The organism is Halanaerobium saccharolyticum, from assembly GCF_004362045.1.
In the GTDB taxonomy this organism is placed as follows: domain Bacteria; phylum Bacillota; class Halanaerobiia; order Halanaerobiales; family Halanaerobiaceae; genus Halanaerobium; species Halanaerobium saccharolyticum_C.
Genome location: NZ_SNWX01000004.1, coordinates 170,446 through 196,127, shown reverse-complemented (window position 1 = coordinate 196,127; position 25,682 = coordinate 170,446). Strand labels below are relative to the sequence as shown.

The window sequence follows — 25,682 nt, the reverse complement described above, 5'->3', positions numbered from 1 at the left end:
TTCCTTCAGATTCCACCTCGCGATGGACACCCTTGTCTTCAGCTAGCGGTTGGCACTATTAACCCCCACATCAGACTTTCACTGATTAGCAAATATTCATGCCAGGCAAACTAGGTACCAGGTACAAAAGGGCCTTTTTGTACCTGGTACAAGTGAAATAATTCTCTTTAACCTGGTCCTAACCAGTTTTATATACTTTTCTGCTTCCATCTTCTCGATCGAAAATCCAGAGTGAACGTTTTTGGTTTTGCTGAACTTTCAATTTTGTTCCCTGGCCTCCGACTTCTTCAGGCAGATAAAGACTAATAGCATTACGGGGACAGGCCTTAACACAGGCCGCACAGTCCCAGCACTCTGCCGGTCTTTTCATTTCTGCCTTTTCGCCTTCTTTTGCAATTAGATTACCGGGACAGATTCTCTCACAGCGGCCTTCCTGATAATCAGGACAGCCATCACAAATACTCTGATCAATTTTAATTGCCATTTGTCTTCACTCCCCATAAAAATCTTATAAATTATATTCCAGATAAAAATCTTCCTGACTGCGGTCGGCAAAAGCGGAATATTCTTCTAAACTTTTATACTCTCTTTCTATAATTTCTACTTCTCCACTGGCCAGATTGCGCCGCGAATTAACAAACTTCCGCCATTCTTTTTTGCGTTCCGGAAAATCTATCCGACTCTGATAGGCGGGCCAGCGGGTTTCTTCTCTGTAAAGCAGGTGTTCGATCAGAACTTCTGCTACATCAATTCTCTCCAGCAGTTCCTGGACAGCCAGAAAATCTCTCAAAGAATCCGCTTTCACTTTTTTGCTTTCTGCTTTTAACTCTTTTAATTTTGAGCGCGCCTGCTTCAACTTCAAAGCTTCCAGCTCATAATACTGACTTCTGCCGCCAGCGTAATTTTCCATAAGCTGCTGTAAGCTTTCCTCCAGGTCAGAAGCGCCAGGCCCCTCAGAATTATCTAAAACAGATTTCAATCTCTGATATTCATTAGTGATTAACTCACTTATATTTAAATCTAAAAAATTTTGCGGCAGCTCCTTTATTTCTCTAACCGCAGATTTAGCTGCTATTTCTCCTTCGACAAAGGCACCGGTCACATATTTTTTGGGAGCTCCTCCTGCCACATCTCCAGCTGCAAAAAGTCCGGGCAGACTTGTACTCCGATCCAGACCAATCCAGTAACCCGACTGGCAGTGACCGCCGACAATATAGGGCTCGGTTCCTTCAATCTCAACCTTAAGCTCCGATAGGTCAGCCTGTTTATCTTCCCACTTGAGTACAATTCCAGGACACATCCCCAGCAGCGACTCTGCCAGTTTTTCCTTCTTCTCAGTCTCCAGGTGGCCGAGGTCCAGATAACAGGGACCACGTCCCTCCTTATTTTCCCTGACAGTTGCATAAAGCCTCATAGCAGTGGTAATTCGATTATATTTTTTAAGATATTCTTCTCCCAGATCATTGACCTGGCGACCTCCTGCGAAAGCAAAACTGCCGGTGGGGGCAATCACATCCTTAACCCTTAAAGCCACAAAACGCATCTCAAATGTTGTCATCTCAGCTCCGGCTCGAATGCCCATTGCATAACCGGCTCCAGTATTAAAGGGGGGATACCACATTTTATGCTGGGCCTGACCAGAATTATTAGGCTCATAAATTCCAGCCGCTCCCCCGGTGGCACAGATCACAGCCTTAGCCTTAATCACATAAAACTTATCTTCTCTTAAATTGAGGGCAAAAGCACCACAGACTCTACCATCTTTTTGAATATAATTTAGAGCAGCCGTCTTATTTAAAATCCGGACTCCACTCCGCTCAACCTCAGCTGCCAGAACTTCCTTAAAGTTCTCACCTTCAATCTTGATACTGCGAGAACTGCGCTTTAAATAGTTTCCGTCCTCATTTTTTAAAATCTTTAAGCCCCAGTCCTCTACCTCCCGGGTCACCTTATTTAAGCCCCGACCGATAGAATAAACCAGATCATCACGGACCAGTCCATAACTGTCATTTTTGACATAATGAAGATATGATTCCGGAGTTTCACCAGGATTTAAGTAGGCATTGATCGCATTAATCCCTGCCGCCAGACAGCCGCTTCTTTCGATATGTGCTTTTTCGATAACTGTAACATCCAGTTTGGGATCCTCTCTCCGGGCGGTAACTGCAGCATAACAGCCGGCAGCTCCACCACCAATGACCAGAAGATCTGTTTCTATAATTTTTTTTCTCCATTTTGCTGCCTCCACTTAAAGTGCTGCCAGTGCTTCTTTAAAGTCTAAGATAATATCATCCGGACTTTCAATTCCAACTGAAACTCTGATCAGTGCCGGATTAACTCCCAGCTGCTGCTGTTCAGCCTGACTCAAACTGTGATAAATAGTTGACTCCGGATGGACAACCAGGGTCCTCAGGTCTCCCAGGTTGGAAAGATTCCGGGCCAGCTCCAGCTTATTGATCAGCTTAAATGCTTCATTTTTATTCTCTACCTCAAAAGTCAAAAGTCCACCAAAATGATTATCAAACTGTTCTGCAGCCAGCTTATGATAGGGACTTGATTTAAGTCCCGGATAATTTACCCTTTTCACTCCAGCTGCTGACTCTAAAAACTTAGCCAGCTTCAGAGCATTTCTGCAGTGTTTTTCCATTCTTAAGGGCAGAGTCTCTACCCCCAGATTATTGAGAAAAGAATTAAAAGGACTTGCCACCGGACCCAGATTCCGAAAAATATCCTGCCTCAATTTAGCCAGATAGGCAAAAGTTCCAAATTTAAGATATTCGGCCAGCAGGGGATTATCACTTTCCGCCCAGTTAAAATTACCGGTATCTATTATCACACCCCCGATAGAATTGGAACTGCCGTTGATAAATTTAGAAGTAGAATGCAGAACAATATCGACTCCATAGTCCTTTGCCAGAAAAAGATAGGGAGTCATCAGGGTATTATCCAGAATCAGAGGCAGACCGTGCTCATGGGCCAGTTCAGCCAGCTTTTTAATATCAGGAATATCAAGTTTGGGATTACCCACTGTTTCCAGATAAATCAGCTTAGTCCTGGGGGTAATCGTCTGCCTGTACTCCTCCAGCTCAGTTGTCTCCACAAAGCTGCATTTAATACCCCACTGTTTTAAGTCTTTTTTGAAAAAGTTGTAGGTTCCACCAAAAAGACTGTTGCCGGCAATGATTTCATCTCCAGCTTCCACCAGTCCCAGCACTGCAGTTGCAATTGCTGCCATTCCAGAAGCTGTGCCCAGGGCGCCAACTCCATTTTCCAGTTCTTTCATCTTTTCTTCAAATTGATTATTGGTCGGATTGCTGACCCGGGTGTAGTTATAGCCCTGAGCCTGACCCTTAAATACTTTTTCCAGTTCTTCGGCTGTCTCGTATTCAAAAGCATTTGTCTGATAAATCGGGGGAGAAACCGCCCCCTTTTCGTCCTTACTTTTAGTTAATAAAACCTTTGTTTCAAATTGATAGTCTCTACTCATCTTCTCACTCCTCCTGCAATTCTTTTGAAATCAAGCTGCAGTCAATACAATTTTACTTACTGCCCTCAATTTAACTTTCAGTAACAGCTGCTGCCTGTTTAATTATCCTCAGCTTTTTTAACCCGAAGCAGATAATGGCCTTCCGGCTGTTTTTCATTTTTGAGAATTTCATGGTCCTCATTTTCCAGACTGCGGGGCACATTTTTAATCGGCTCACCTTCATCTAAGTAAAAGTCGACAATCTCTCCTGCTGGCAGCGGCTCCAGGAAGAGTTTAGCCTTGACAAAATTGATCGGACACTGGACTCCTCTTAGATCCTTGCGCCGGTACTGCTTTTTTTCTACTGCAGCGTCTTTATCATCTTCGTTATTTTTAGCAGCAGATTCTGTCTCTGTCGAATCAGCAGCCCCGGAATGTTTAACTGCGGTTACTTTTTCAATTGTAAATTCCAGACTTGAATTTAAAGAATTAAAGAGAGCTTCCAGGCGATCAATCAAGTCTTTAATTTCCGAACTCAGGCTTAATAATTCTTCCTGATCACCCAGTCGATAATCAAGGGCCTGTTCCAGCAGTTCCTCTTTTGAGTCTGCAACCCAGTCTTCTGCAATAAATTTCTTTTTGAACTCTTTAATAATTACTCTATCCTTTTCTGTATCAACTCCACGGACTATTAATAACGAACGGGAAGCTGCAATAATTGCCTGATAGAGGCTGTCACTGTCCCCTTCTGTAATTCCCTTCTTATAAGCTGCTTCAGCCTGATCAAGGTCCAATCGCACAATCTCCAGCACTCCGGTTCCACATTCTCCCGGTCCGCGTCCGGCCAGAGAAAAGTCCTCATTTTGACCCCAGTCCTGATAGAAATCAGGTTCTGTACTGTAGGCAGGAATTTCTGTGTATTTTTGAGCAAGCTGAATAATTTCTTCCTGACCACCAGTTTCCAGATAGTCATTAAATCGCTCCAGACTGTAATCTTTAGCTGCAGCCAGTTTTTCTGCCAGTTCAACTAAAAATGAAGGAATTCTTTTAGCCGGTAAATCAACAGCTTTTTCGGCATATTGAGTGTTTTCTTCGCTCACTTCTGCTCCCAGCAGGAGTGAATAATAGGGGATTAATCTGCCATTTTCTCGTTTGGCCTTTCCTTCAAACCCAATCTTTCCGATGTGATGCTGACCACAGGAATTGGGGCAGCCGCTGATATAAATCTGAGGTAAAGATTCGCGTTTTTGCTGTTCAACTTCTAAGAGATTTTCCCTGATTGCTTCTGCCAGATTTGGAGAATGACAGAGTCCCAGTCGACAGGTGGAAGCTCCCTTACAGGCCACAGCTGATAATGCCTCCGAATCAAGCAAACTCTGATTGACGGCTGCTAAATCTTCTTTTAAAGCTTTAAGCTCTGACTTTTTAACTCCTCTTAAAAGTAATCCCTGCTTATTGGTAGTTCTAACACTAAGATTGTATTTCTGCAGCAGCTGAATTAAATCCATAACTTCCTGATACTTCAGGTCTCCATTGAGTGGATTTAGATTCAGAACATCAGCTGCTTTTCCGGATTCAATCTGATTTTTATAATAGTCAAGGTCAGTAAATTTCAGTTCACCGGCTTCAGCCTCTGCTTTAACTTCATTAAAATATTCCAAAAATAATTCTTTAAATTTGTCTTCTCCAAACCGGCGGCGAACAAAGCGCAGGCGGGCCTGATGTCTGTTGCTGCGGTCACCATAACGGTCAAATAATCTTTTAATTGCCTCTGCCACAGCAAAAATTTCATTTTCTGCCACAAAATCAAGCAGCTTAAAGGCCACTGCCGGCTCATTACCCATTCCCCCGGCTGCATAAACCTTAAAACCACGACGTCCTTCCTGAAGAGTAGCAATAAAACCTAAGTCATTGATTGTTGCCAGTCCCTGATCCTGATGGCTGACCGAAAATGCAATCTTGTACTTTCGGGGCAGATTAAAAGAAGAACGATCTGCCAGTAAATATTCACTTAAGGCCAGACAGTGAGCAGTTGTATCAAATCTACCTGCCGGATCAACACCAGCTGCAGGAGAGTTCATTATATTGCGGACTGTATTACCTCCACCACCACGGGGACTTAATCCCGCCTCTAGAAGTTTGTCTAAAACTTCTGCACTGTCATCTATCTCAATCTGATGCAGCTGAATATCCTGTCTGGTGGTAAAATGCAGGTAGCCGTCACCATACTCTCTACTCAACTCGGCCAGCAGCTTAAACTGCTCCTCTGTCAAAAATCCTCCGGGAATTCTAACTCTGACCATGTACTTTTCGTCTTCAAAGTCACCCCGCTGGCCGTAGATTCCCATCGGCACTCGATAACCCTTAAACCGTTCAGCCGATAAATCGCCTGCTAAAAACTGCTTTAAATTTTCTTTGAACTTTCCTGTGTCTTCCCTGATTGTCTCAGGTATTTTAAACACTGCCTCACTCATTCATCTCACCCTCTCAATTTTAAATATGAAAATCCCTATCAATTCATTCGGTATTAACTTAAAAATAATAATACAGGATATTTAGAGCTATGTCAATAAAAATGTAAGATATTTTACAAATTACTCAATAAAATGTTCATTTATGTTCACGTACCCGGTGCGTGAACATAAATGAGCATAAAAAAAGAGAAGCCTGTTAAGCTTCTGCTTTAATTAAAGCGGTATTATTTTAAATATAGTACATATAACCTTCATTATTTTCTTTTTTAAGTTCTAAAGTTCTTTGTTTTAAATCTGCCAGAGTGATTGATTCCAGCAGCTGGAATAGATTTGATTCCATTTTAGTCCAGAGTTCCTGGGCCATCTGCTGATAAAGTTCTTCTTGCGAATGTTTTTCTGGTTCAGCCTCTGGAGCCAGCCTGCCCTCTATTACCTGCATGATATCTTTAACAGTTATTTCTTCTGGAGGCCGGGTCAGTAAATAGCCACCGTGAGCTCCGCGCACACTTTTTATTAAATTTGCCTTTTTTAGTCTGGCAAATATCTGTTCTAAATATCTTTCTGAGATATTCTGTCTCTCAGAGATTTCTCTTAAAGGAAGGGCAGAGTCATTAGCATTTACTGCCAGATCGACCAGGGCTCTGAGAGCATATCTTCCCTGTGCTGAAATTTCCATAGCAAAATTCTCCTTCTGTTAATTTATTTCTAAATTATTTGGTTATTCCATTATTAATATTATAATTGACTTTGATTCATGTCAAGCTAATTTCCATTTTTTTCAAAGTGGATAAAGAAAAACCTCACCTGCTACAGTGAGATTATAAATTAAACTAAATCTATTTTCACCTTTCTATTCAACGCTTTTGCTATTCTATTAACTGTCTCAATTCTTGGCTCGCTCTCACCATTTTCTATTCTAGATATAACTGACTGTTTCATTCCCGCTCTAGCAGCCAACTCCTCCTGTGATAAACCTTTATCTAATCTTAATAATAATATCTTTTTCCTTAACTCATAAACAGGATCAAGTCCCTCAACTGTATCTTTTAAATCACTTCTATTTTTAATTAATTCTTTAAAAGAATCATCCTTATTTCTAATTCCATATTTATTTCCCATTATATTTTAAACCTCCCAGATAATTAATATTGTTAGATATATATGCCAAAAATATTATCCTTCTAATTCAGCTATAATTTTTTTCTTTCTTCTGTCTGCTAAGCTAATTGCACCTGGAGGAGTTCTATTAGTTTTTTTAACTATTCCATGAACTAATATATAAACCTCATGACCATCAATAAAATATTTGAAGAAAAACACTCTATATATATTAGACCTGTATTTTGCTCTCAAATACCATAAATTATTATAACCAACTACCCCTGCACACATTTCTGTAAGAATTAATCTTTTAAAACCCAGATCATCTAACAGATTAATTACTCTAATTATCTTTTCTGCTTCCTTTTTTCCTAAGCCACTAATAAAGTCATTAATGACATCTCGACCGTCTTCTATTAAAAATTTAACTCGGTTTAATTTTTCATCAAAAATAGCAGCCACCGCCAATCGTCAATATAAATATCAGGTTTATTAATTTCAACTTACTTTAATCTATATTAATTATAACTTATTAGTCATTAATTATCAAACAATTTATGATTAGTTAACATATTTTTGTTTATTGTATACTAAAATTACCGGAAATTGCAAAGTAATATTACCGAAAGCTGCAGACTAAAATTCCCTATTTTTGCAAAATGAAAATCTTAACTCTAACCAAGTTATGTACATTGTTACAATAAAAATTCCCAGCACCTGATAAAAGGTACTAGGAATTATTGTTATCTATATTTTCTACTTTTAAGAGTCAATTCAAGACAGTCTTTGATATTTGAGATTTAATTCTATCTATTTTATTATTAAATTTGAATAGTTGTTTGTTTTTTGTTCAATATTTTTTATTTATAACTAAGATTTTTACTATTCATTGAGCTTACAGTTAAATCATCAATTTTAATTTTTTCTTTCCTTAAATGCCTTACTTTAATTTCCTTTTCTTCACCTGCTACCAGATCAAAATAATTATCAGAAAAAACTGTTTCTGCCTGTGGAATTTCTAACTTTACTAAACGAGCATGTTTATCTGAACTAATTTTCAAAGAATTATTTAACTCATCAACTTCAATTTCTAAGTTGCATTCTGGAAATTTCAAATTCTTATTATCTCTTAGATAATATAGTTTGTCTGGAGTCAGATTGTCAGCAGAACGAAGCCGGATCACAGCTTCTGAAGCTGATTTGCTATTTAATACTTCTTTTTCCTGATAACTTTTTATTAATTTTGAATCTGCTCCATCAATTTTAATCACAAACTCTTCTTCATAGATCGGACTACCTTCAAAATCTAGAATTTCAAAACTAATTTTATCTTCTATCATTTCTCTAAAGTCATTTGTTAACCAGAATTCTATATTTGATCCTTGATCATGATTTATTGATAAAAGAAATGGATGATAGAATTTTTTAGCATAGTAATAAGCTGCTTTTGGTAGTAAATAATAATCAATTACTGACCAACTTGTCCCGGGCCAGGAATCATTTAACTGCCAGAAGAGAGTTCCACTAGTTTTTGGTCTTCTCCTTCTGTAATGTTCAATACCATATTGAAGTCCCACTGCCTGAGTGAGCATCGAATAATTTAAATATTGATCAATATTCTCAGGCCTTCCAGTGTAACCCTCCATTAATAAAATACCTTTTTCATGATGAACATCTTTATTTCGATAGTCCATTTCATCACTACCCCAGTAATATTTCCCTTCAGGTATATTATTACTTAAAGTATATTTATTTGCAGAAGCATGCATCCCAAATTCGCTAACAAAGTTTGCTGTATCTTTTTTGAAATTCTTAAATGACACACCTTCAACACTAAAATCTTCTTTGACCTCTTCTCCAAATTTGCGGGGTTCTATTAATCCATGCCAGACCTGCCAGTTATGCTGATCACCTACATTAGGATCATTGTGATCATTACCTCCATAAGGAGAACTAGGCCAGTAAAGACGGTCGGGATCCAATTCAGATAATATTTCTGGCATCAACTTATCATAAATTTTTTCTCCATAAAATCTATAATCTACTTCTCCCATAGTATATTTTTTTTCATGGATCCAGTGATTTTCATTATTTCCACACCAGATTGCAAGACAGGTTTCATTTCTTAATCTTTTAACAACTGCTTCAATCTCACTTTTAACATTTTCCATAAAGTTTTTATTATAATCTGGATAAACAGCACAGGCGAACATAAAATCCTGCCAGACTAAAATACCATTTTTATTGCACTCTTCATAAAAAACATCTTTCTCGTAAATTCCCCCACCCCAGACTCTCAACATATTCATATTTGCTTCCCAGGCAAGTTTAACCAATGACTTATAACGAGAATCTTCTACAGAGGCAAATAAATTATGGACAGGAATCCAATTAGCACCTTTAGCAAATAATTTAACTCCATTTAGCACAAAGGTAAAAACATCTTCTCCATTTTCATTTTTCTGTTCTACCTCTACTATTCTAATTCCAAATTCCTTTTGATAGGAGTCTATTTTTTCATTTCCAGCAAGCAATTCTACTTTGAGTTCATATAAAAACGGTTCTCCCAAATCATTAGTCCACCACAATTTAGGATTTTCTACCTCTAATTTAAAACTATCTTTATCTTTTATCAGTATCTCTTCTAATTCAATAACTTTTTCATCACCAATAAAGCTGACTTTTAAACTTAGATCTTCCCTGTTAGAAAAATTGTCAATCTCAACCTCAACCTTTATTTCTGCAGTATTATCTGTAATCGATAAAGTTTTCGCATATACATTATTAATAATTGCTTTATTAGCTTTTATAAGTTTAACTTCTTTCCAGATTCCAGCTGTCACTAAACGTGGTCCCCAGTCCCAACCGAAATTCATCTGAGCTTTCCGGGCCCAGGGGCGTTCTTTACCATAATTACCCCACATTTCAAGATTATGAATTGTATGTTCACTAACTGGCTCAAATTTGACTGCCAGAGTGTTTTTACCATCAACAATTTCTTTAGTCACATCGAAAGTATGAGGGATAAACATATTATTAGTACTCCCAATCTTGAGACCATTTAAATAAACATCAGCAAAAGTATCTAAACCTTCAAATATTAAATCCAACCTCTCATCCACTGCCAGTTCGTCTTTGTATTCAAAAGTGGTTCTATACCACCAGTCCTGATCCTCTATCCACTGGCACTTTTGATCATTATGTCCGTAAAAAGGATCATCGATAACTTTATGTTTTATCAGTGTACTATGTACATCTCCCGGCACATCTGCTGACATCCAGAATCTATCAAGTGTTTTCGGAGAAGCAATTTCTAAGTCATTCTTCTTTCCCGGATTAAAATTGTTCAGTTTCCATTTTTTATTAATTAGAATAATAATCACCTCTAAGCATACTATAATTTAATATTATTTTTTCAATTTCCTGTTCATTAACCATTTCATCACTTAAAAAATCTAGCCTATACAATGGCCTTTCTGTTATATATATGTTTTCTTCGTTTTCCAGATAATCAATTTGTTCAGTTGATAAAACTTCAGTTAATACTCTCTTACCTAACGGGTCAGCAAGCCAGTCCAGCACTGGATCATCAGTATTTAAAATATGCGCTATATCTTTTGAGTTTATTTTAATCGACGCATTTAACCTAATATCCTTCGAAGAACTTGCTATAATAATTTTGTATTCATCTTCTTCTACAACCCAGTCCTTCAATTCTGGATTGAAATAAGCAAAATCTCGATAGGAAAGATTAAACCTAAGTTCTTTGCTTTCCCCAGACTTTAAACTTACCTTCTTAAATTTTTTAAGCTCTTTTCTCGGACGATCATAATAAGGAGTATTTTGTGAAACATAAAGCTGTACAATTTCTTTTCCAGCTAACTCCCCAACATTTTTCAACTCGAATTTAACTTCTATTTCATCCTCTACCCAGACCTCTTTATCTAAACTTAAATTTGTATATTCAAACTTAGTGTAAGAAAGACCGTGTCCAAAAGGGAATTGAGGCTCAATTTTTTTCTTTTCGTAATATCTATACCCTATGTATAAACCTTCTGCATAATTAACTTCCTCATTTACTCCAGGGAAATTAAGATAAGAAGGATTATGCGCTAAAGAAAGTGGAAAAGTCTCAGCAAGCTTCCCGGAAGGGTTAACTTTCCCCTTAATTACATTAACTATTGCTTTTGCTCCTGCCTGTCCGGGCAGCCATCCTTCTAAAACAGCAGGAACTTTGTCAATCCAGGCAGAAATGTTTACAGCTGAACCATTATTTAGAACCACTATAATATTTTTATTTACTTCTGAAACAGCTTTTATTAACTTATTCTGGCTTTCTGGTAAATCAATATTTTTACGATCAAAACCTTCTGATTCAAATTTTTCAGGAATTCCAGCAAATATAATAACATAATCCGATTTAGCAGCTTTATTTAAAGCTTCATCAATTTGACTTTCCAAATTTTGATCGTTATTATAACCGGAAGCATAATATAATTCTACAGCTGGCGGAATTGATTTTTCAATTTCTGATAATCCATCAGATAAAATATACGGAGTTACTTTTGAACTTCCATTACCCTGATAACGTGGATTAACAGCCATTTCTCCAATTACAGTAATTGAATTTAAATTATTAAAATCAACTGGCAGTAAATCATTTTCATTTTTCAACAATACCACAGATTCTTCGGCTGCACTTTGGGCTATTTTATCATGTTCATCATAATCGACAGTAATTTTTTCTTTTGAAGATTTAAATACTGTTTTTAAAATTTGTTTTACAGATTTATTTAAAATTTCCTCTTTCAATTCGTTTTTATCTAGCTGCCTCTGAATTTTATCTTTATTTACTCTGGAAGGACCGGGCATCTCTAAATCAAGACCAGATTTTAATGCCGCTACCCGATCATGGATGGCCCCCCAGTCAGAAATGACTAGTCCCTGGTATCCCCATTCATCTCGTAAAATTTGATTTAAAAGATAATCACTCTGAGTGGCAGGAGATCCATTCACCCTATTATAGGCAGCCATAACAGTCCAGGGAGCTGTTTCTTTAATTACCCGTTCAAAAGCAAGTAAATATATCTCTCTTAATACTCTTTCTGCCACTTTTACATTAACCGAAAATCTTTTATATTCTTGATTATTACAAACATAGTGTTTTAATGAAGTACCAACCCCTTGATCCTGGACCCCCTTAACAAAACTGGAGGCCAGATCTGCTGTTAAAATTGGATCTTCAGAAAAATATTCGAAATTTCTGCCCCCTAAAGGAGATCTTTTAATGTTTACACCTGGCCCCAGAATAATGTTGACACCTAAACTCTTTGCCTCCTCTGCCAGAGTTTTTCCTACCCTATATAAAAGATCTTTATTCCAACTAGAAGCAAGAGCAGAGGCAGTTGGGAAACAGGTAGTTTTTTTATTGGAAGTAGCTCCAAATTCATTTATCTCGACCACATAGCGCAGACCGTGAGGACCATCTGACATAACAATAGCTGGTATGTTCAGCCTTTTTATTTCTTCAGTAGTCCACATACTTGCACCACTACATAGTTTAATTTTTTCTTCTAATGTTAATTCTGCTATAAGCTCATCTGTTTTTTTATCTATATTTATATTATTTTCCAAAGTCCTTCCTCCCTGTACTTAACCTTTTACCGCTCCTGCACTCATACCTTTTACCAGCTGATCTTCCATCAATAAATAAATTGCAATAATCGGAACTAAGGCCATAGATAATCCAGCCATCTGCATTCCATAATCAGTACTAAATTGACCGGAAAATAGGGAAAGGCTTAAAGGTAAAGTCATTAATTTATTGTCATTAATTAAAACTAAAGCAAAAGAAAATTCATTCCAGTTATAAACAAAATTTAAAATTCCTACAGTCGCCAGAGCCGGTCGACTCATTGGTAATATAATTGACCAAAAAATTCTAAGATAACCTGCTCCATCAACAATTGCAGCTTCTTCTACTGCTTTCGGTAAACTTTTCATAAAACTGCTCAAAATAAAAATAGTTAACGGCAGATTAAAAGCAACATACGGTAAAATTAATGAAACTCGAGTATTTACAAGCCCAATATTTCTCATCAAAATAAATATAGGTACTAAAGTACCATGAATTGGTACTAAGAGTCCGAAAATGAAAAAACTATAAATTAATTTTTTTCCAGGAAATTCAAAGCGAGAAATAAAATAAGCAGCCAAAGAACCAATAGCTACCGTAATCAAAACTGAAATACCAGCTACGATAAAACTATTCATAAAACTTCTCCCCAGAGAAACTGCATTCCAGGCTTTAGTGTAATTACTCAGCATAAATGATTCAGGCAGTGAAAATGAATTGATAGAAATTTGATTTTCGGTTTTGAATGAGTTCATAACCATCCAAAAAATCGGATATATATTTATTAAAGCAAAAAATATTAAAATAGCATATGTAGCAATTTTTTTAAATTTATCTATCTTTTTAATTTTATTATTCATGACTACCTCCTTTTAACTTAGTTTTCAAATTTTGCAAAAAGTTTTCTAACTATAGTAACTAAAACAATTCCAAATACCACAATAAATATTGAAACTGCACTTCCATAACCAAATTTCATACCATTAAAAGTATTATCATACATATGGATTGCCATAACTTCTGTAGCATGAGAAGGACCACCATTTGTCATTACATAAATTAAGGCAAAAGTTTTAAGGCTGCCACTAATACATAAGACAATTGCAGCTAAAATCGAATCTTTAACTAAAGGAATAGTTATATATAATGTCCGTTTCCAACCCTGAGCTCCATCGATTTTTGCAGCCTCTAAAATCTCATCCGGTACTGTCTGTAAAGCCGCCAGAAATATAATAAAATAAAGACCCACAAACTGCCAGATTATAACAGCAGCAACAGAAAACATTGCTATATCTGGATTGCTCAGCCAGTTTTGAACCCATGATTCAAGTCCAACAAAACTTAAAATATTATTTAAAAGTCCAAAATTATAATTATATACCATACTCCATACTAAAGAAATAATTACGGCTGAAATTACTACTGGCATAAAGATAATTGTTCTAAAAAAATGTCTTCCTTTTATTTTCTGATTCACAAGTAAAGCTAATAAAAATCCTATTGGTACCTGTCCCAATACTGAAGCTAGAACAACTACCATATTGTTTTTTAGAGAACGCCAGAAAATATTATTTCCAAACATTTCAGCATAATTTTCTAAACCCACAAATGAAGGTGGAGAAAACCCATTCCATTCAACTAATGAGTAACGAGCAGAAATAAAGATTGGAATAATTACAAAACCAAGATAAAGTAAAAAAGCTGGTAAAATACCAAGATAAATTATTTTTTTCTTATGTTTATAAATATGTTCCACTTTCTAATCCTCCTAATAAAAGGGGAGGATAACCTCCCCTAAATTATTTATTTTATAAGTTATCTTGCATCTGTTGAGCCAATTCTTCGGAAGTCATCTCTCCTGTTGTTAATGACTGGAGACCATTATTAATTGTTTGAATTAAATTAATTGGTAATACAGCATCATAAACAGGTCCAATTTGGTGTTCATTTACTAAATTAATAACCTCCTGGAACTGAGGGGAAATATCAGCAGGCAGATCAACTTTTGCTGGCACAAATGATCCTGTTCTTAAAAGATCTACATATGTTTCTTCAGAGTAGAAAAACTTCAGAAACTTAATTGCAGCTTCTTTTTGTGCTTCAGAAAGACCAGATCTAATTGAAAAAGCACTTCCTGTAACCCCTGATAATGCTTTTGGAGCTACTTCTCCTTCAATTTGAGGGAAAGTTGCAATACCAACATTCATATTTTCTTCTTTAGCAGTTTCTATAACTCCACCAATATCCCAGGCTCCACCAAAGAAAATAGCTGCTCTTTTCTGATAAAATGCCTGTCTCATCTCCATATCATTTAAACTATTGGCATCTTTATTAAAGTATCCTTCATCAGCAAGTTCTTTGATGACATCAAGTGCTTTAATAAAAGCCGGATCAGTAAATTTGCGTTCTCCAGCTAAAACATCTTCTAAATAATCGATTCCTGTCAATCTATCGCCGATAGTTGAAATATAAATTGACTGCAGTACCCATTTAGCTTTATTACCTAAAGAAATTGGAACAATATTTTTTGCTTTTAGTTTATCAGCCATTACTTTAAATTCTTTATAGGTTTCAGGCCATACTGTATAGCCTACTTCTTTGAGCATATCTTTATTATAGAAAGCAAAGTGAGTATAATTTACTTTCGCTGGAATTGCATAAACTTTATCATTGAAAGTATATGCAGAAAGACTATCTCTTGGAATTAAATCATCAGTCCAGTAATCTATTATTCCTTCTAAATCCATTAACAATCCTGCTTCAACTAATGGCTGCACTTCAGAACCTGGATATGTCTGCATTATATCCGGAATTTGTCCACCGGCAGCTTGAGTTCTGAGCTTAGTTCTATAACTGTCATTTGGAATAACCTGGATCTTAAGTTTTATATTAGGATTCTGCTTCTGAAACTCTTCAATCTTAGGTAAAAGAACTTCACTTGCAAAAGCATCCTGTCCAGTCCATGCATGCCACATTTCTAATTCAACAGTTTCCTGAGCCATTACTGAACTTGTAAACAAAATTCCAACAATTAAAACTATAAAAATAATCAGACTATTTTTTTTATTAATCACATTAATACCTCCCTGGTTTTTAAACACTAAAAAAATAAAATCAACTGATATTTAAAACCTGATATATCACCTCCAGTAAAATTTAGTAGCTTATAAACTTATAATATTATATTTTTTATATAGTTCCTGTTGATTCTCTTATTATGAGTTCAACAGGTATAACTATCTTTCGAGTTTTTTTATCAGGATTTTTAATGAGTTTAGATAATCTTTCCATTGCAGTAAGACCCATTTCCTGTTTAAATATTTTAACAGTTGTTAGAGATGGTGTAATATGTCTTCCGGTTTCGATATCATCAAATCCGCAAACAGAAAAATCATCAGGAACGGAAAAACCAGCATCCTGAATAGCTTTAATTACCCCAACTGCTCTTGAATCATTTGCAGCAAAAAATGCTGTCGGAAGATCCTGTTCTTCTTTCAACATTTTTGATACAACCTTATAAGCACTTTCGGTTCCATAAGTTGAGTCCCCTATCTTTATAAAAGAATCTTTTACTTCAAGAGAATGATTTCTTAAGCTATTAATATAACCTGTATATCTTTCCTCAAAAGAAGTATTATCTAAGGGACCTGAAATAAAGGCTATATCTTTATGTCCCAGCTCGAGCAAATGGTTCATCATCTTTTTTGCTCCAGCAATATTATCATTCAAAATGCAGTCAATATTTTCCTGCCAGAAATGATTATCAATAACAACAACTGGCATTCCAGATTCTTTAATTTCCATAATTAGTTTTTCGTCAATCAAATAACCAATAAATATCATGCCAGCAATTTCCTGACTGGAAATCATTTCATTAATTATTTTTTTATCTTTTTTACTTTCTCCAGTTATTGATTTAATTAAAAGCTCATAATTATGACTTTTTGTGAAGTTTTCTAATCCCAGGGCTATTTGAGCATAAAAAGGATTACCTAAAATACCCCCCTGTTTATCCAGACGATTATTAAAAATTGTAGCAATATACTGAGACTTCTGGTTTAAATCTTTATTATATTTTTTAAACTCATAACCCATTTTGGAAGCAGTATCTAAAACAACAGACCGGGTTTGAGCAGAAATATTCCCTTTTTCATTAATAACTCTTGAAACCGTTGAAACAGAAAAACCAGTTTTTTTTGCAATATCACTTAATGTAGTTGGCATAATCCAGTCCTCCAATCAAAGATTTATGCAAATAAATATTTTTGCTTAAATTATTTTATTAATATTCAAATAATATTTAATGATAATTATCCCTATTATTGCAGGAAATATATCTTCAAAAATTATTTGAACAACTTGGTTTTAACTCACTATATTAAAATTCTAACACAAACTTTTGCGCAAATCAAGCAAATTATATATTAAATTTGCGCAAAATTTATATTATTTATGCAAAAATATGAAAATTAGCTCATTGGTTAAGCTTTATTATATTCATTTATCGATAATATAATTTAAACTAAAAAAACTACAGCCAAAAATTTCTGCTGCAGTTTTTATCCAATATTAGATTTTCGGTTAAATTAGCAACAAAATTTTCCCAGACACCTGACAAACTTATATCTTTAAAAAATATACTCAGATGACCCCCAGTGAGTATAAGAGAAAGCTTAAGTATAAAATATAAACTTAAATTGAATTAAACTGTTCCTGGCGCCACTTAGTTAAATTAATCACGGAATTCTTTGCCCTTGCTTCTTCAGCAGCAAAAGCCATCAAGTGACTCTCCAGTGATTCTTCTAGAGAACTGCTCCAGGAATCAATTTCTTTTCCTTTTAGTAAAGATACAAATTGACTCATCAAACCACTATCTCCTCCACCGTGGTGACCAGAAGCAGCTTCGATTTCAATTACTGAATTACTTTTGCCAAAGATAGAAAGTTCAATTATTCCTTTTTCAAAATCCCCTTCGATTTCCCCCAAAGAACCATGGATTTTAATATCTCTAGTTATATCTTTTGAAAAAGCATTTAGAGTAAAATTAACTTCTGTATTGTCACTTTGAGTCATATTTACTCGCTGCACATCCGGAACATTATTATCTGATTTCCAGACACATCTTCCATAAGGACCTTCTTTTAAAGCTTTAAATCTGCCTTCATAAGATAAATCAGTAGTGATTACTGAAGTTGGCCAGTCGGTATCTTCTCCTAAATATATCTTTTTAGCTGAATAAGGACAGTCTGCCTCGATATTACAGTATACACACCTATCAGCAGCATTTTCTGGCTTTGATTCTTCCTTGAAAATCTCTAAAGAAGCGGATGAACTAAGTTTTTTAGTTTTAGTTCCCAGAAGCCAGTGTAAAATATCTAAATCATGACAGCTTTTCGCTAATATAATAGGCGCAGCTGAATCAGTATTTCGCCAGTTTCCCCGAACATAACTGTGGGCAAAATGATAATAACCAATATTTTCATTCAGATCAATATATCTAACTTTTCCAATTACTTTTTCGTTAAGTAACTCTTTTAATTTACTAAAAAAATTAGTGTATCTTAAAACATGTGCAACCAGAATCTCGCTTTCAGTTTCTTTATACTTTTTATAGATTTCAATTAGGTCTTCAAGATTTGGTGCAATTGGTTTTTCCAGAAGAATTTTATACCCTTTTTCCATCGCCTGCAAAACAGGTTCTAAATGCATATTATCTAAAGTCGCAATTATTATTCCATCTGCCAGCCTATCTTTGTTCAACAGCTTCTCCCAGCTTTCAAACTGCAGCTTTTTATCAATATTATGTTCTTTAGAGAAAAGAGCTCGCTTATCTGCATCTGGCTCAGCAACTGCAACTGCTTTAATATCTCCAGGATGTTCTAATATGTAACTACCATAAGCTTCTCGACCTCTATTACCCGCTCCAAGAACTGCAACTGTGGAAATTTTATTCATAATTATACACCTCTCTAATTTTTTTCATTTTCATATAATTTAACCTTTAACCGCTCCAGAAGTTAGACCCTTAACTAAATACTTTTGAATATAAGAGAACATAATTGCTACAGGCAAAATTGAAATAACTGCAGCTGCCATCATTTCATGCCAGTAAACTACATTTTTCCCGACAAAATCACTCATTGCAAGAGTTATAGGAGCCATCTCTGCTTCATTTATAAAAGTCAGTGAAAACATTAAATCATTCCAGCCCATTATAAAAGCATAAATTCCAGCTGTGGCAATACCCGGTCCTGCCAAAGGTAATATAATTTTATATAATGATTTAAATAGTGAACAACCATCAACCATTGCAGCTTCTTCTAAATCCTTTGGAATATTACTTAAATAACCGGTCAATAACCAGATAACCATAGGCAGTGCAAAGGCACTCCGTCCAATAATAACTGATGTAAATGTATTTATTAAACCCATACTCCTGACAATTTTATATAAAGGAACTAACAATACCACTGGCGAAAACATCTGGGTTGCTAAAACAGAAAAAAGAAATAACTTTCTACCAGCAAACTTATATCTTGATAATGCATAAGCAGCTGGAGTTCCAAGAAGCAAAGAAAGTAATCCCACAGATCCTGCTATGATCATACTATTTAAAAATGGTTTATAAAATTGATAATCACCAATCCAAACATTTATGTAATTGACAAATTGAAAATCATCAGGAATCCACTGTGGGGGCCAGCCTAATACTCCCTCAAATGTTTTAAAAGATGTAGATAGCATTACAAATGTAGGAAATAATAACATCATTAAAAATATAATCATAATTATATGGGTTAATGATAAATTAATTAGTTTACTCTTGTTTTTCATTCTTATCCCTCAGTTCCTTAAATTTCATCTTTTTCACTAAACATTCTCCAATAAAACAAACTAAAAATCATTAATAAAATAAATGTTGTTACTGCATAGGTAGAACCCATTCCAATATCAAATTTACCAAATGCTTCTTTATATGTTTTAATTACAAGGGTTTCAGTAGCATTTACAGGTCCACCCTTAGTAAGTACCCAGATAATATTGAAAGAATTAAAAGTCCAGATAATTGAAAGAATTGTTGCTGTTAAAAATACAGGTTTCAGCTGTGGTAATGTTATTTTAAATAAAGTCTGGATTCTGTTTGCGCCATCAACTTTTGCTGCCTCATATAATTCATTTGGAATACCCTGCAGACCTGACAGAAATACAACTATCATAAAAGGAATTCCAATCCACATATCATTAATTACTGCAGCTATAAAGGCTGTCGTTTTATGACCCAGCCAGGAGATTCCGGTATTAATTAAACCCAGTCTCATCAATACATAATTTAGCATTCCATATTCTCCATTATAAACCCAGCGCCAGATAATGGCACTTACAACCTGAGGTGTTACCCAGGGGATTAAGATCAGAGTTCTGTATATGCCTCTAAATTTAAATTTTTGATTAAGCAAAATAGCTATACTGAGTCCAATTAGAGTCTTACCTAAAACCGAACTAACAGTCCAGATTGCAGTTCTCTGCAGTGATGACCAGAATTCTTGATTTTTTATTAAAGTAACAAAATTGTCCATCCCAACAAATTCTACCCCTTCCCAGGGTCGAATTAATACTTCATGAAAAAGTGAACTTCTAAAGGTGAGCAGTATTGGATAAGCAACTATCAATAACATAAAAATAACAGCCGGCATTATAAATAAATATGGTAGATATCTCTTTCTCATTTTTTTGCCTCCAAAATTTAAAATAGATACCCCCGAATTAACTTCTTCGGGGGTTTTTAGTTTTCTTATTTTACAGGTGCTATGTTTTCTGATTTAATTCTTTCTACAGCTTGATCTAATGCTGCTTGAGGAGTCATATCTCCCATTAATGCAGCCTGTATAGAATCGGTTAATATATCTTCAAATGTTTCCCAGACTATCGGCAGCGGCTGGGGCTCACCTGTTTCAATTGTATCTAAGAATGTCTTGAAAAATTCATCCTGCTGGAACCTGCGAGAATCTGCAGCTTCTTTCATTACGGGAACAGAACCATACTCGTAATCATAGTAAGTCTGATTATTATAATTTGTTATATAGTTGAGATAATCCCAGGCTTCTTGGCCAGCATCTTTAGCCATCACATAAGAATCAGAAACCAGGATACTCTTTCTGTGTTCTCCTTTTGGAAGAAGTGCAGTCTGATATGGAGTTTCTTCATTTTCTGGTTGACGGCCTATAATTGACTTACCCCAGGGACCGCAGACAAACATTGCAATTTTACCAGTTGAAAATAGTGTAGGTAATTCTTCTCTGTTATATTCTACAGGATTTGGTGTTACTTTATGTTCTCTATATAAATCTACATAGAATTGTAAAGCTTTAACTCCCTCTTCACTATTAAGTACAGGCTCTCCAGCTTCGTTAAATACTTTTCCGCCAGCCTGGAATAAATAATTAAAAAACTGAGAAGTTGTAGAAACATGCTTTGCTCCTGAAATACCCATTCCATACATACCCTCATTGTTAGCCTGAACTTCTTTGGCTACTTCTACCAGTTCCTCCCAGGTTTCAGGGGGACTATCTATTAAATCTGTTCTGTAAAACAGTGTTTTTGTCGAATAAGCTCTTGGTAGACCATACTGGTTTTCTTTGTAGTTAGCAGTATTTAAGAGTGAATCAGAATAGTCATTTACTTTATCTTCTGTCATAAAGTTATCTAAGGGTTGAATAGCATCCATTTCTGCAAGAACTGGAATCCATCTTGATCCGACATATACTACATCAGGCATAGTACCAGCCTGAGCCATACTCATCATTTTCTGGTAGATATTCCCCCAGCCTACTTCAATTATTTCAATCTCAACATTTGGATTTTTAGCCATATAGGCATCAGCAAATTCATGTACATAACCTAATTTTGCATCATCACCAGGCTCCATATGTTTAATAACAATCTTATCTTCTGCCAGTACATTGAAAGTAATTAATGAAATTAAAATTAACATCAGCCCAATAGTAAAATATTTTTTCATCATTTATTCCTCCCTAGTATTTGATAATTAACTAAAAGTTTACTGCCCGACAAGCTGAATTTTTACCCCTCCTTATTTGTAAAATATTTTGAGTTATGAAAACAGTAACTTGCTCCTCCCATTATTACTTCATTATCAGAAAGAGAAGCCGGTAATACCCGAACATTATCATACATATTTTTCATTGAATATTTCTTTATCTTTGCTTCTATATCTGAATAAAATTTTTCTGAGGCGACTTTGACTAATTCCCCTCCAAAAATTATGGCCTCATTATCAATTAAATGAATATAATTTGTTAAAGCTACAGCAAGATAATCACAGAATTTTTCATATTTTTTTGAGTCAGGTTCTAAATCTTTAAAAGCGTTTCTAAATTTTTGAGCTTTATTTATCGGAATATATTGAGAAAGCACCGGTGCCAGACAGCCTTTTCTACCACACGTACAACGGGGTCCATCTTTTTCCATCAATAAATGACCGAATTCTCCAGCTCGTCCAAAGCGCCCCCGATAAATTTCATTATTGAAAATAATTCCTGAACCAATTTCGGGAGCGATCATTAAATAAATATAATTGCTTAAATGTTTATGTCCGAATTCCTTTTCTGATAAAGCTGCAAGATTTGTATCATTTTCAATATTAATAGGAAAAGAAAAATATTTTGATAAAGGTTCTCTAATTGAATAATTCTCCAGATCTAATAAGGCAGAATATTTAATAGTTCCATTCTGTTGATTTATAATTCCAGAAATTCCTAGCATCAAACCCAAGACTTTTTCATTTGAGATATTGTTTGAAGATATGATTTCTTCAATAATGCTTTTGATTTCTGGAATCAGATTTTCATCGGTGGGAAAAATTATTTCTTTTTCAATAATATCTGTAATATTATATTTAATATCGAGTAAAGCTATAGAAATCGACTCTCCGGAAATCCAGCCACTCAGTATATATCCATGCTTTGGATTTAAATCAAGCAAAATCGGTTTTCTGCCTCCACTGGATTCTCCCTCACCAACCCGCATAATCAGATTATCCTTTATCATTTCATCAATTAAGGTGGTGATTGTTGTTGGACTGAGTCCGGTATTTCCAGTTAGATCAGCTCTGGATAAAGGTCCATTACTATTAAATTCTCTAATAATTAAAGAAGTATTCATCTTTTTCATTAATTTAATATTTCCACGTTTCAAAATATCAGCTCCTACCTTAACTTTTTTTGTATACCAAAATAAGTGCCCAAAAAACTTTTTTTGTTGTGCAAATTAAGTTACTAAAAAAATATTATCTATTAATTTTATAACTTTTTTTGTTGCACAAATTAAGTTTAAATAAATTATATATTGTTTTCAGATAATTGTCAAGGTTTAAATTATTTTAATTTTTATTTTACTGATTCCTAAAAATAAAACCCCCTACCATAAAACTAAATGATAGAAGGCTTAATTGAATAAATTAATTATTTTTCCAACCTTTAAACTAAAACCAGGTACTAATAAAGTATAAATTAGTTTAACAAACTGAAATTACCCGTTTTACAAAAAACTCTCCCCACTTTCCGGAGCCCTGACTTCAAAATAATCTGCAATTGTTGCTGCTATATCAGCCAGACTTTCCCGGGGAGGAAGTACTTTTGCTGGTAAATCTTTTTTGTAAACTAATAAAGGTACGTTTTCTCTGGTATGATGACTGTGGCCTACAGTTGGATCATCACCGTGATCAGCTGTAATAATAAAAAGATCATCTTCTCGTAAGCTATCTATAATCTCCGGTATCCGCTGATCCACCATTTTTAAGACTCTGGCAAATTCTGCCGGATCCTGCTGATGACCTGCCAGATCAGTTTCCTGGACATTAACGGCAATCAGACCTGAATCAGCCTCCTTCATTTCCTGCTGCATCAGTTCCAACACTTCTTCTGTTGCAACAGCTGGCAGTGATTTTCTGGCTTCTGGACAGTAGATTACATCCTGCACTTTACCAATCAAACAGACATCTATCCCCTGCTCGGCCAGAATTGAAGTAACCTGTTTTTTATGGTCAATTCCATAACCAAGATGGATTACCTGATAGCCCTCTCCATAAACACCGGAAGCCGTAGAATTAACACCTGTAATCTCAGAATTTGCATTTTCAATACTGTCAACAATCCTCCCGGTGCTGGTATTCTTACCGCCCAGGGCAATTACCCGACTGACCTTAACACCTGCTCTTACAATTTTTCCAATTGCAAGTATTTCTTCAAAATCTATCTCTTCTAATGAACCGCTGACATTGTAAATCTGCCCGTAATCAGCCTCAATATTATCAGCAACAACAACCCTCTGATCAACAAGCAGATAGGGATTTTTCTGGTCAGGTACACTAACTTCGTACCCTTCATTTTCCAGAGCAGTCTTAACCTTTTGATGCACATCTTTAAAAGGCTGTATTTTAGGATGAGTTGGACTGGAACCCATAATTTCCTGATGTCCCATAAATGTATCTGCTCCATCATAACTTAAAGCAGCATAAGTATAAGCGGCTATAAGTCCCTCATTTTCTGCCAGATTTTGCTGTTCAGAATCCAAATCCAGAGTGCTTTTAAGAAATGCTGGATCAAGTCTGCTTAAATTATAGGCAGGCTCCAGTCCCAGCTGATTGAGATTATTCAATTTTAAATCTTTATTACTTTTTAGTACATTTCCCAGTGTATCTGCGGCCTGATCCTGCAGCCGCTGCTGTTCTTTGAGATCATCCATTGCTCCAATTCCAAGTCCATCTAAAATTAATAAAATTACTCTCTTCAAAGCCTGCTCCCTCCTTTTTCTTCTAAAAGCTGTCCCTGACTATTATAAATTCCATGCAGTTTGAATTTGCCATTTTGAATCCCGCTAATTACAGCCACTCTGGCTCTGGTAACAAAGATCTGAGTTCTAAAAGCATAGAGTACTGTATCTCCAATTTTTAATTTACGATCAATATTTTCCAGCGAGGCGTAATAATCAATCATCTCAGAATCTGGCTGTGAAGCTGAATAAACTCGACTATTATTTTGATAGTCATCAGCAGCCACCAGTGCTTTTTTCAAATGAGAGCGGCTGTAAAAGCCGCCGCCAAAGGTATATGCTTTTTCATCTTTTAAATGAGATATTTCTGAAATATAAATCATTGCCGGTTTTTCTCCCTGATCATAATAACCGTGATACGGAGTAGTTCCTGTCAGCGCATGTCCTGGTTCTCCGTGGGTAGCTCCAGCATCAGCCAGCATTGGAATCGTCTTCTGACAGGTGACACTTGGAGTATTTAACTGTTCAATTTTCAGCCCAAATTTTTTATTTAAAATTTTTCCTGTCTTAATCACCAGCTCTAAATTAGGAGTGGTTTCAATTTTTTTAGTCTGATAATTAAATAAAAGGCAGGGAAAAGCAGTAAGTCCTTTAATTTCAACACCTTTCAGTTCCATCAATTTAGGAATTACCTGATCTATATCTTTTAAATCAAAGCCTCCAATCTGACCCTCATAATTAAATGAATCCTCACTGTAAATCCTGAGCATTATCGGCTGGACTCGGTTCTGTTCCAGAGCCAGCTCTGAAATCTGTTTTGCTTTCTGAAGGCTGTAAACAGTCATGATTTCCGGCTCATATTTAATCATTTCAGCCAACATTGAAGTAGGAACCTGAACTAAATGACCGACATTACCCAGTTTAATCCCTGCCTGGGCCAGAGTTCTGGCCTCCCAGGGATCTACTGCAACCGCTTTTTCTATTCCAGCCTCTACTACTGCCTGAGCTGCCAGTGGATTTCTTCCTAACTGTTTGCTCATAAAGTAGAGACTCAGATTGTTCTCTGCTGCTGCCTCTGCCATCATAGCAGTATTGGCCTGAATCTGATCCAGGTCTAAAATGTATGTATTGGGTTCTAAAATATTTTTTCTATGTAGATAAAAAGCTGTATCAATTAATTCTGGATTTCTTTTCTGCATCTTTTTTAAAAACATGA

The 25,682-nt window shown here is 35.6% G+C and carries 20 protein-coding genes; all 20 read right to left on the bottom strand.

The window, feature by feature from the left end:
- Positions 1-178 precede the first annotated feature (178 nt).
- The 20 genes from DFR79_RS04655 to DFR79_RS04560 all read right to left on the bottom strand — a co-directional run bounded on the left by DFR79_RS04655 (position 179) and on the right by DFR79_RS04560 (position 25,680).
- Positions 179-484: a 4Fe-4S dicluster domain-containing protein gene (locus DFR79_RS04655; protein WP_133514339.1), complete on the bottom strand. Its 306-nt coding sequence runs from the start codon at positions 482-484 to the stop codon at positions 179-181.
- A gap of 24 nt (positions 485-508) precedes the next feature.
- The gene (locus DFR79_RS04650; RefSeq protein WP_208107488.1) at positions 509-2,248 is read right to left on the bottom strand and encodes an adenylyl-sulfate reductase subunit alpha; all 1,740 of its coding nucleotides are present in this window, start codon (positions 2,246-2,248) and stop codon (positions 509-511) included.
- Positions 2,249-3,487 carry an O-acetylhomoserine aminocarboxypropyltransferase/cysteine synthase family protein gene (locus DFR79_RS04645; protein ID WP_133514338.1) on the bottom strand — a complete coding sequence of 413 codons (1,239 nt, stop codon included), beginning with the start codon at positions 3,485-3,487 and terminating at the stop codon, positions 2,249-2,251. It abuts the gene before it with no gap.
- A 98-nt stretch (positions 3,488-3,585) separates the two neighbouring features.
- Entirely contained in the window at positions 3,586-5,940 is a 2,355-nt protein-coding gene (locus DFR79_RS04640; protein ID WP_133514337.1) for a sulfurtransferase TusA family protein, read from the bottom strand.
- A 229-nt stretch (positions 5,941-6,169) separates the two neighbouring features.
- Positions 6,170-6,616, bottom strand: a complete 447-nt coding sequence (locus DFR79_RS04635; protein ID WP_133514336.1) for an RrF2 family transcriptional regulator — start codon at positions 6,614-6,616, stop codon at positions 6,170-6,172.
- 149 nt (positions 6,617-6,765) lie between these two features.
- Positions 6,766-7,059, bottom strand: coding sequence for a helix-turn-helix domain-containing protein (locus DFR79_RS04630; RefSeq protein ID WP_133514335.1), 294 nt, complete (start codon positions 7,057-7,059; stop codon positions 6,766-6,768).
- Between the two features lie 54 nt (positions 7,060-7,113).
- The gene (locus DFR79_RS04625) at positions 7,114-7,503 is read right to left on the bottom strand and encodes a type II toxin-antitoxin system RelE/ParE family toxin (protein WP_166637973.1); all 390 of its coding nucleotides are present in this window, start codon (positions 7,501-7,503) and stop codon (positions 7,114-7,116) included.
- 398 nt (positions 7,504-7,901) lie between these two features.
- Entirely contained in the window at positions 7,902-10,415 is a 2,514-nt protein-coding gene (locus DFR79_RS04620; protein ID WP_133514348.1) for a beta-mannosidase, read from the bottom strand.
- Entirely contained in the window at positions 10,405-12,675 is a 2,271-nt protein-coding gene (locus tag DFR79_RS04615; protein WP_243727706.1) for a glycoside hydrolase family 3 C-terminal domain-containing protein, read from the bottom strand. The genes DFR79_RS04620 and DFR79_RS04615 overlap by 11 nt, the downstream gene beginning before the upstream one ends.
- Before the next feature lie 18 nt (positions 12,676-12,693).
- Entirely contained in the window at positions 12,694-13,536 is an 843-nt protein-coding gene (locus tag DFR79_RS04610) for a carbohydrate ABC transporter permease (RefSeq protein WP_133514333.1), read from the bottom strand.
- A gap of 17 nt (positions 13,537-13,553) precedes the next feature.
- Positions 13,554-14,432 carry a carbohydrate ABC transporter permease gene (locus DFR79_RS04605; RefSeq protein ID WP_133514332.1) on the bottom strand — a complete coding sequence of 293 codons (879 nt, stop codon included), beginning with the start codon at positions 14,430-14,432 and terminating at the stop codon, positions 13,554-13,556.
- A 52-nt stretch (positions 14,433-14,484) separates the two neighbouring features.
- Positions 14,485-15,750: an extracellular solute-binding protein gene (locus tag DFR79_RS04600; protein ID WP_133514331.1), complete on the bottom strand. Its 1,266-nt coding sequence runs from the start codon at positions 15,748-15,750 to the stop codon at positions 14,485-14,487.
- A gap of 115 nt (positions 15,751-15,865) precedes the next feature.
- Positions 15,866-16,900 carry a LacI family DNA-binding transcriptional regulator gene (locus DFR79_RS04595; protein ID WP_133514330.1) on the bottom strand — a complete coding sequence of 345 codons (1,035 nt, stop codon included), beginning with the start codon at positions 16,898-16,900 and terminating at the stop codon, positions 15,866-15,868.
- 468 nt (positions 16,901-17,368) lie between these two features.
- Positions 17,369-18,631, bottom strand: coding sequence for a Gfo/Idh/MocA family protein (locus DFR79_RS04590; protein WP_133514329.1), 1,263 nt, complete (start codon positions 18,629-18,631; stop codon positions 17,369-17,371).
- 39 nt (positions 18,632-18,670) lie between these two features.
- A complete protein-coding gene (locus tag DFR79_RS04585) occupies positions 18,671-19,510 on the bottom strand; it encodes a carbohydrate ABC transporter permease (protein WP_133514328.1) in 840 nt (279 codons plus the stop codon).
- Between the two features lie 17 nt (positions 19,511-19,527).
- Positions 19,528-20,403 (bottom strand): carbohydrate ABC transporter permease, encoded by an 876-nt coding sequence (locus DFR79_RS04580; protein ID WP_243727705.1) that lies wholly within the window; start codon positions 20,401-20,403, stop codon positions 19,528-19,530.
- A 65-nt stretch (positions 20,404-20,468) separates the two neighbouring features.
- Positions 20,469-21,698 (bottom strand): ABC transporter substrate-binding protein, encoded by a 1,230-nt coding sequence (locus tag DFR79_RS04575; protein WP_133514327.1) that lies wholly within the window; start codon positions 21,696-21,698, stop codon positions 20,469-20,471.
- A gap of 59 nt (positions 21,699-21,757) precedes the next feature.
- Positions 21,758-22,891: an ROK family transcriptional regulator gene (locus DFR79_RS04570; protein WP_133514326.1), complete on the bottom strand. Its 1,134-nt coding sequence runs from the start codon at positions 22,889-22,891 to the stop codon at positions 21,758-21,760.
- Between the two features lie 342 nt (positions 22,892-23,233).
- Complete coding sequence (locus tag DFR79_RS04565; RefSeq protein ID WP_133514325.1) at positions 23,234-24,487, bottom strand: phosphopentomutase; 1,254 nt, start codon at positions 24,485-24,487, stop codon at positions 23,234-23,236.
- Positions 24,484-25,680 (bottom strand): alanine racemase, encoded by a 1,197-nt coding sequence (locus DFR79_RS04560; RefSeq protein ID WP_133514324.1) that lies wholly within the window; start codon positions 25,678-25,680, stop codon positions 24,484-24,486. The genes DFR79_RS04565 and DFR79_RS04560 overlap by 4 nt, the downstream gene beginning before the upstream one ends.
- Positions 25,681-25,682: the final 2 nt, after the last annotated feature.

Bases quoted from the DNA above. Each gene is read 5' to 3' on its own strand.
- DFR79_RS04590 (WP_133514329.1), bottom strand. From the start codon at position 18,631: ATGAATAAAATTTCCACAGTTGCAGTTCTTGGAGCGGGTAATAGAGGT.
- DFR79_RS04575 (WP_133514327.1), bottom strand. From the start codon at position 21,698: ATGATGAAAAAATATTTTACTATTGGGCTGATGTTAATTTTAATTTCA.
- DFR79_RS04630 (WP_133514335.1), bottom strand. From the start codon at position 7,059: ATGGGAAATAAATATGGAATTAGAAATAAGGATGATTCTTTTAAAGAA.
- DFR79_RS04595 (WP_133514330.1), bottom strand. From the start codon at position 16,900: ATGCCAACTACATTAAGTGATATTGCAAAAAAAACTGGTTTTTCTGTT.
- DFR79_RS04635 (WP_133514336.1), bottom strand. From the start codon at position 6,616: ATGGAAATTTCAGCACAGGGAAGATATGCTCTCAGAGCCCTGGTCGAT.
- DFR79_RS04645 (WP_133514338.1), bottom strand. From the start codon at position 3,487: ATGAGTAGAGACTATCAATTTGAAACAAAGGTTTTATTAACTAAAAGT.
- DFR79_RS04560 (WP_133514324.1), bottom strand. From the start codon at position 25,680: ATGTTTTTAAAAAAGATGCAGAAAAGAAATCCAGAATTAATTGATACA.
- DFR79_RS04610 (WP_133514333.1), bottom strand. From the start codon at position 13,536: ATGAATAATAAAATTAAAAAGATAGATAAATTTAAAAAAATTGCTACA.
- DFR79_RS04640 (WP_133514337.1), bottom strand. From the start codon at position 5,940: ATGAGTGAGGCAGTGTTTAAAATACCTGAGACAATCAGGGAAGACACA.
- DFR79_RS04655 (WP_133514339.1), bottom strand. From the start codon at position 484: ATGGCAATTAAAATTGATCAGAGTATTTGTGATGGCTGTCCTGATTAT.
- DFR79_RS04585 (WP_133514328.1), bottom strand. From the start codon at position 19,510: ATGAAAAACAAGAGTAAACTAATTAATTTATCATTAACCCATATAATT.
- DFR79_RS04580 (WP_243727705.1), bottom strand. From the start codon at position 20,403: ATGAGAAAGAGATATCTACCATATTTATTTATAATGCCGGCTGTTATT.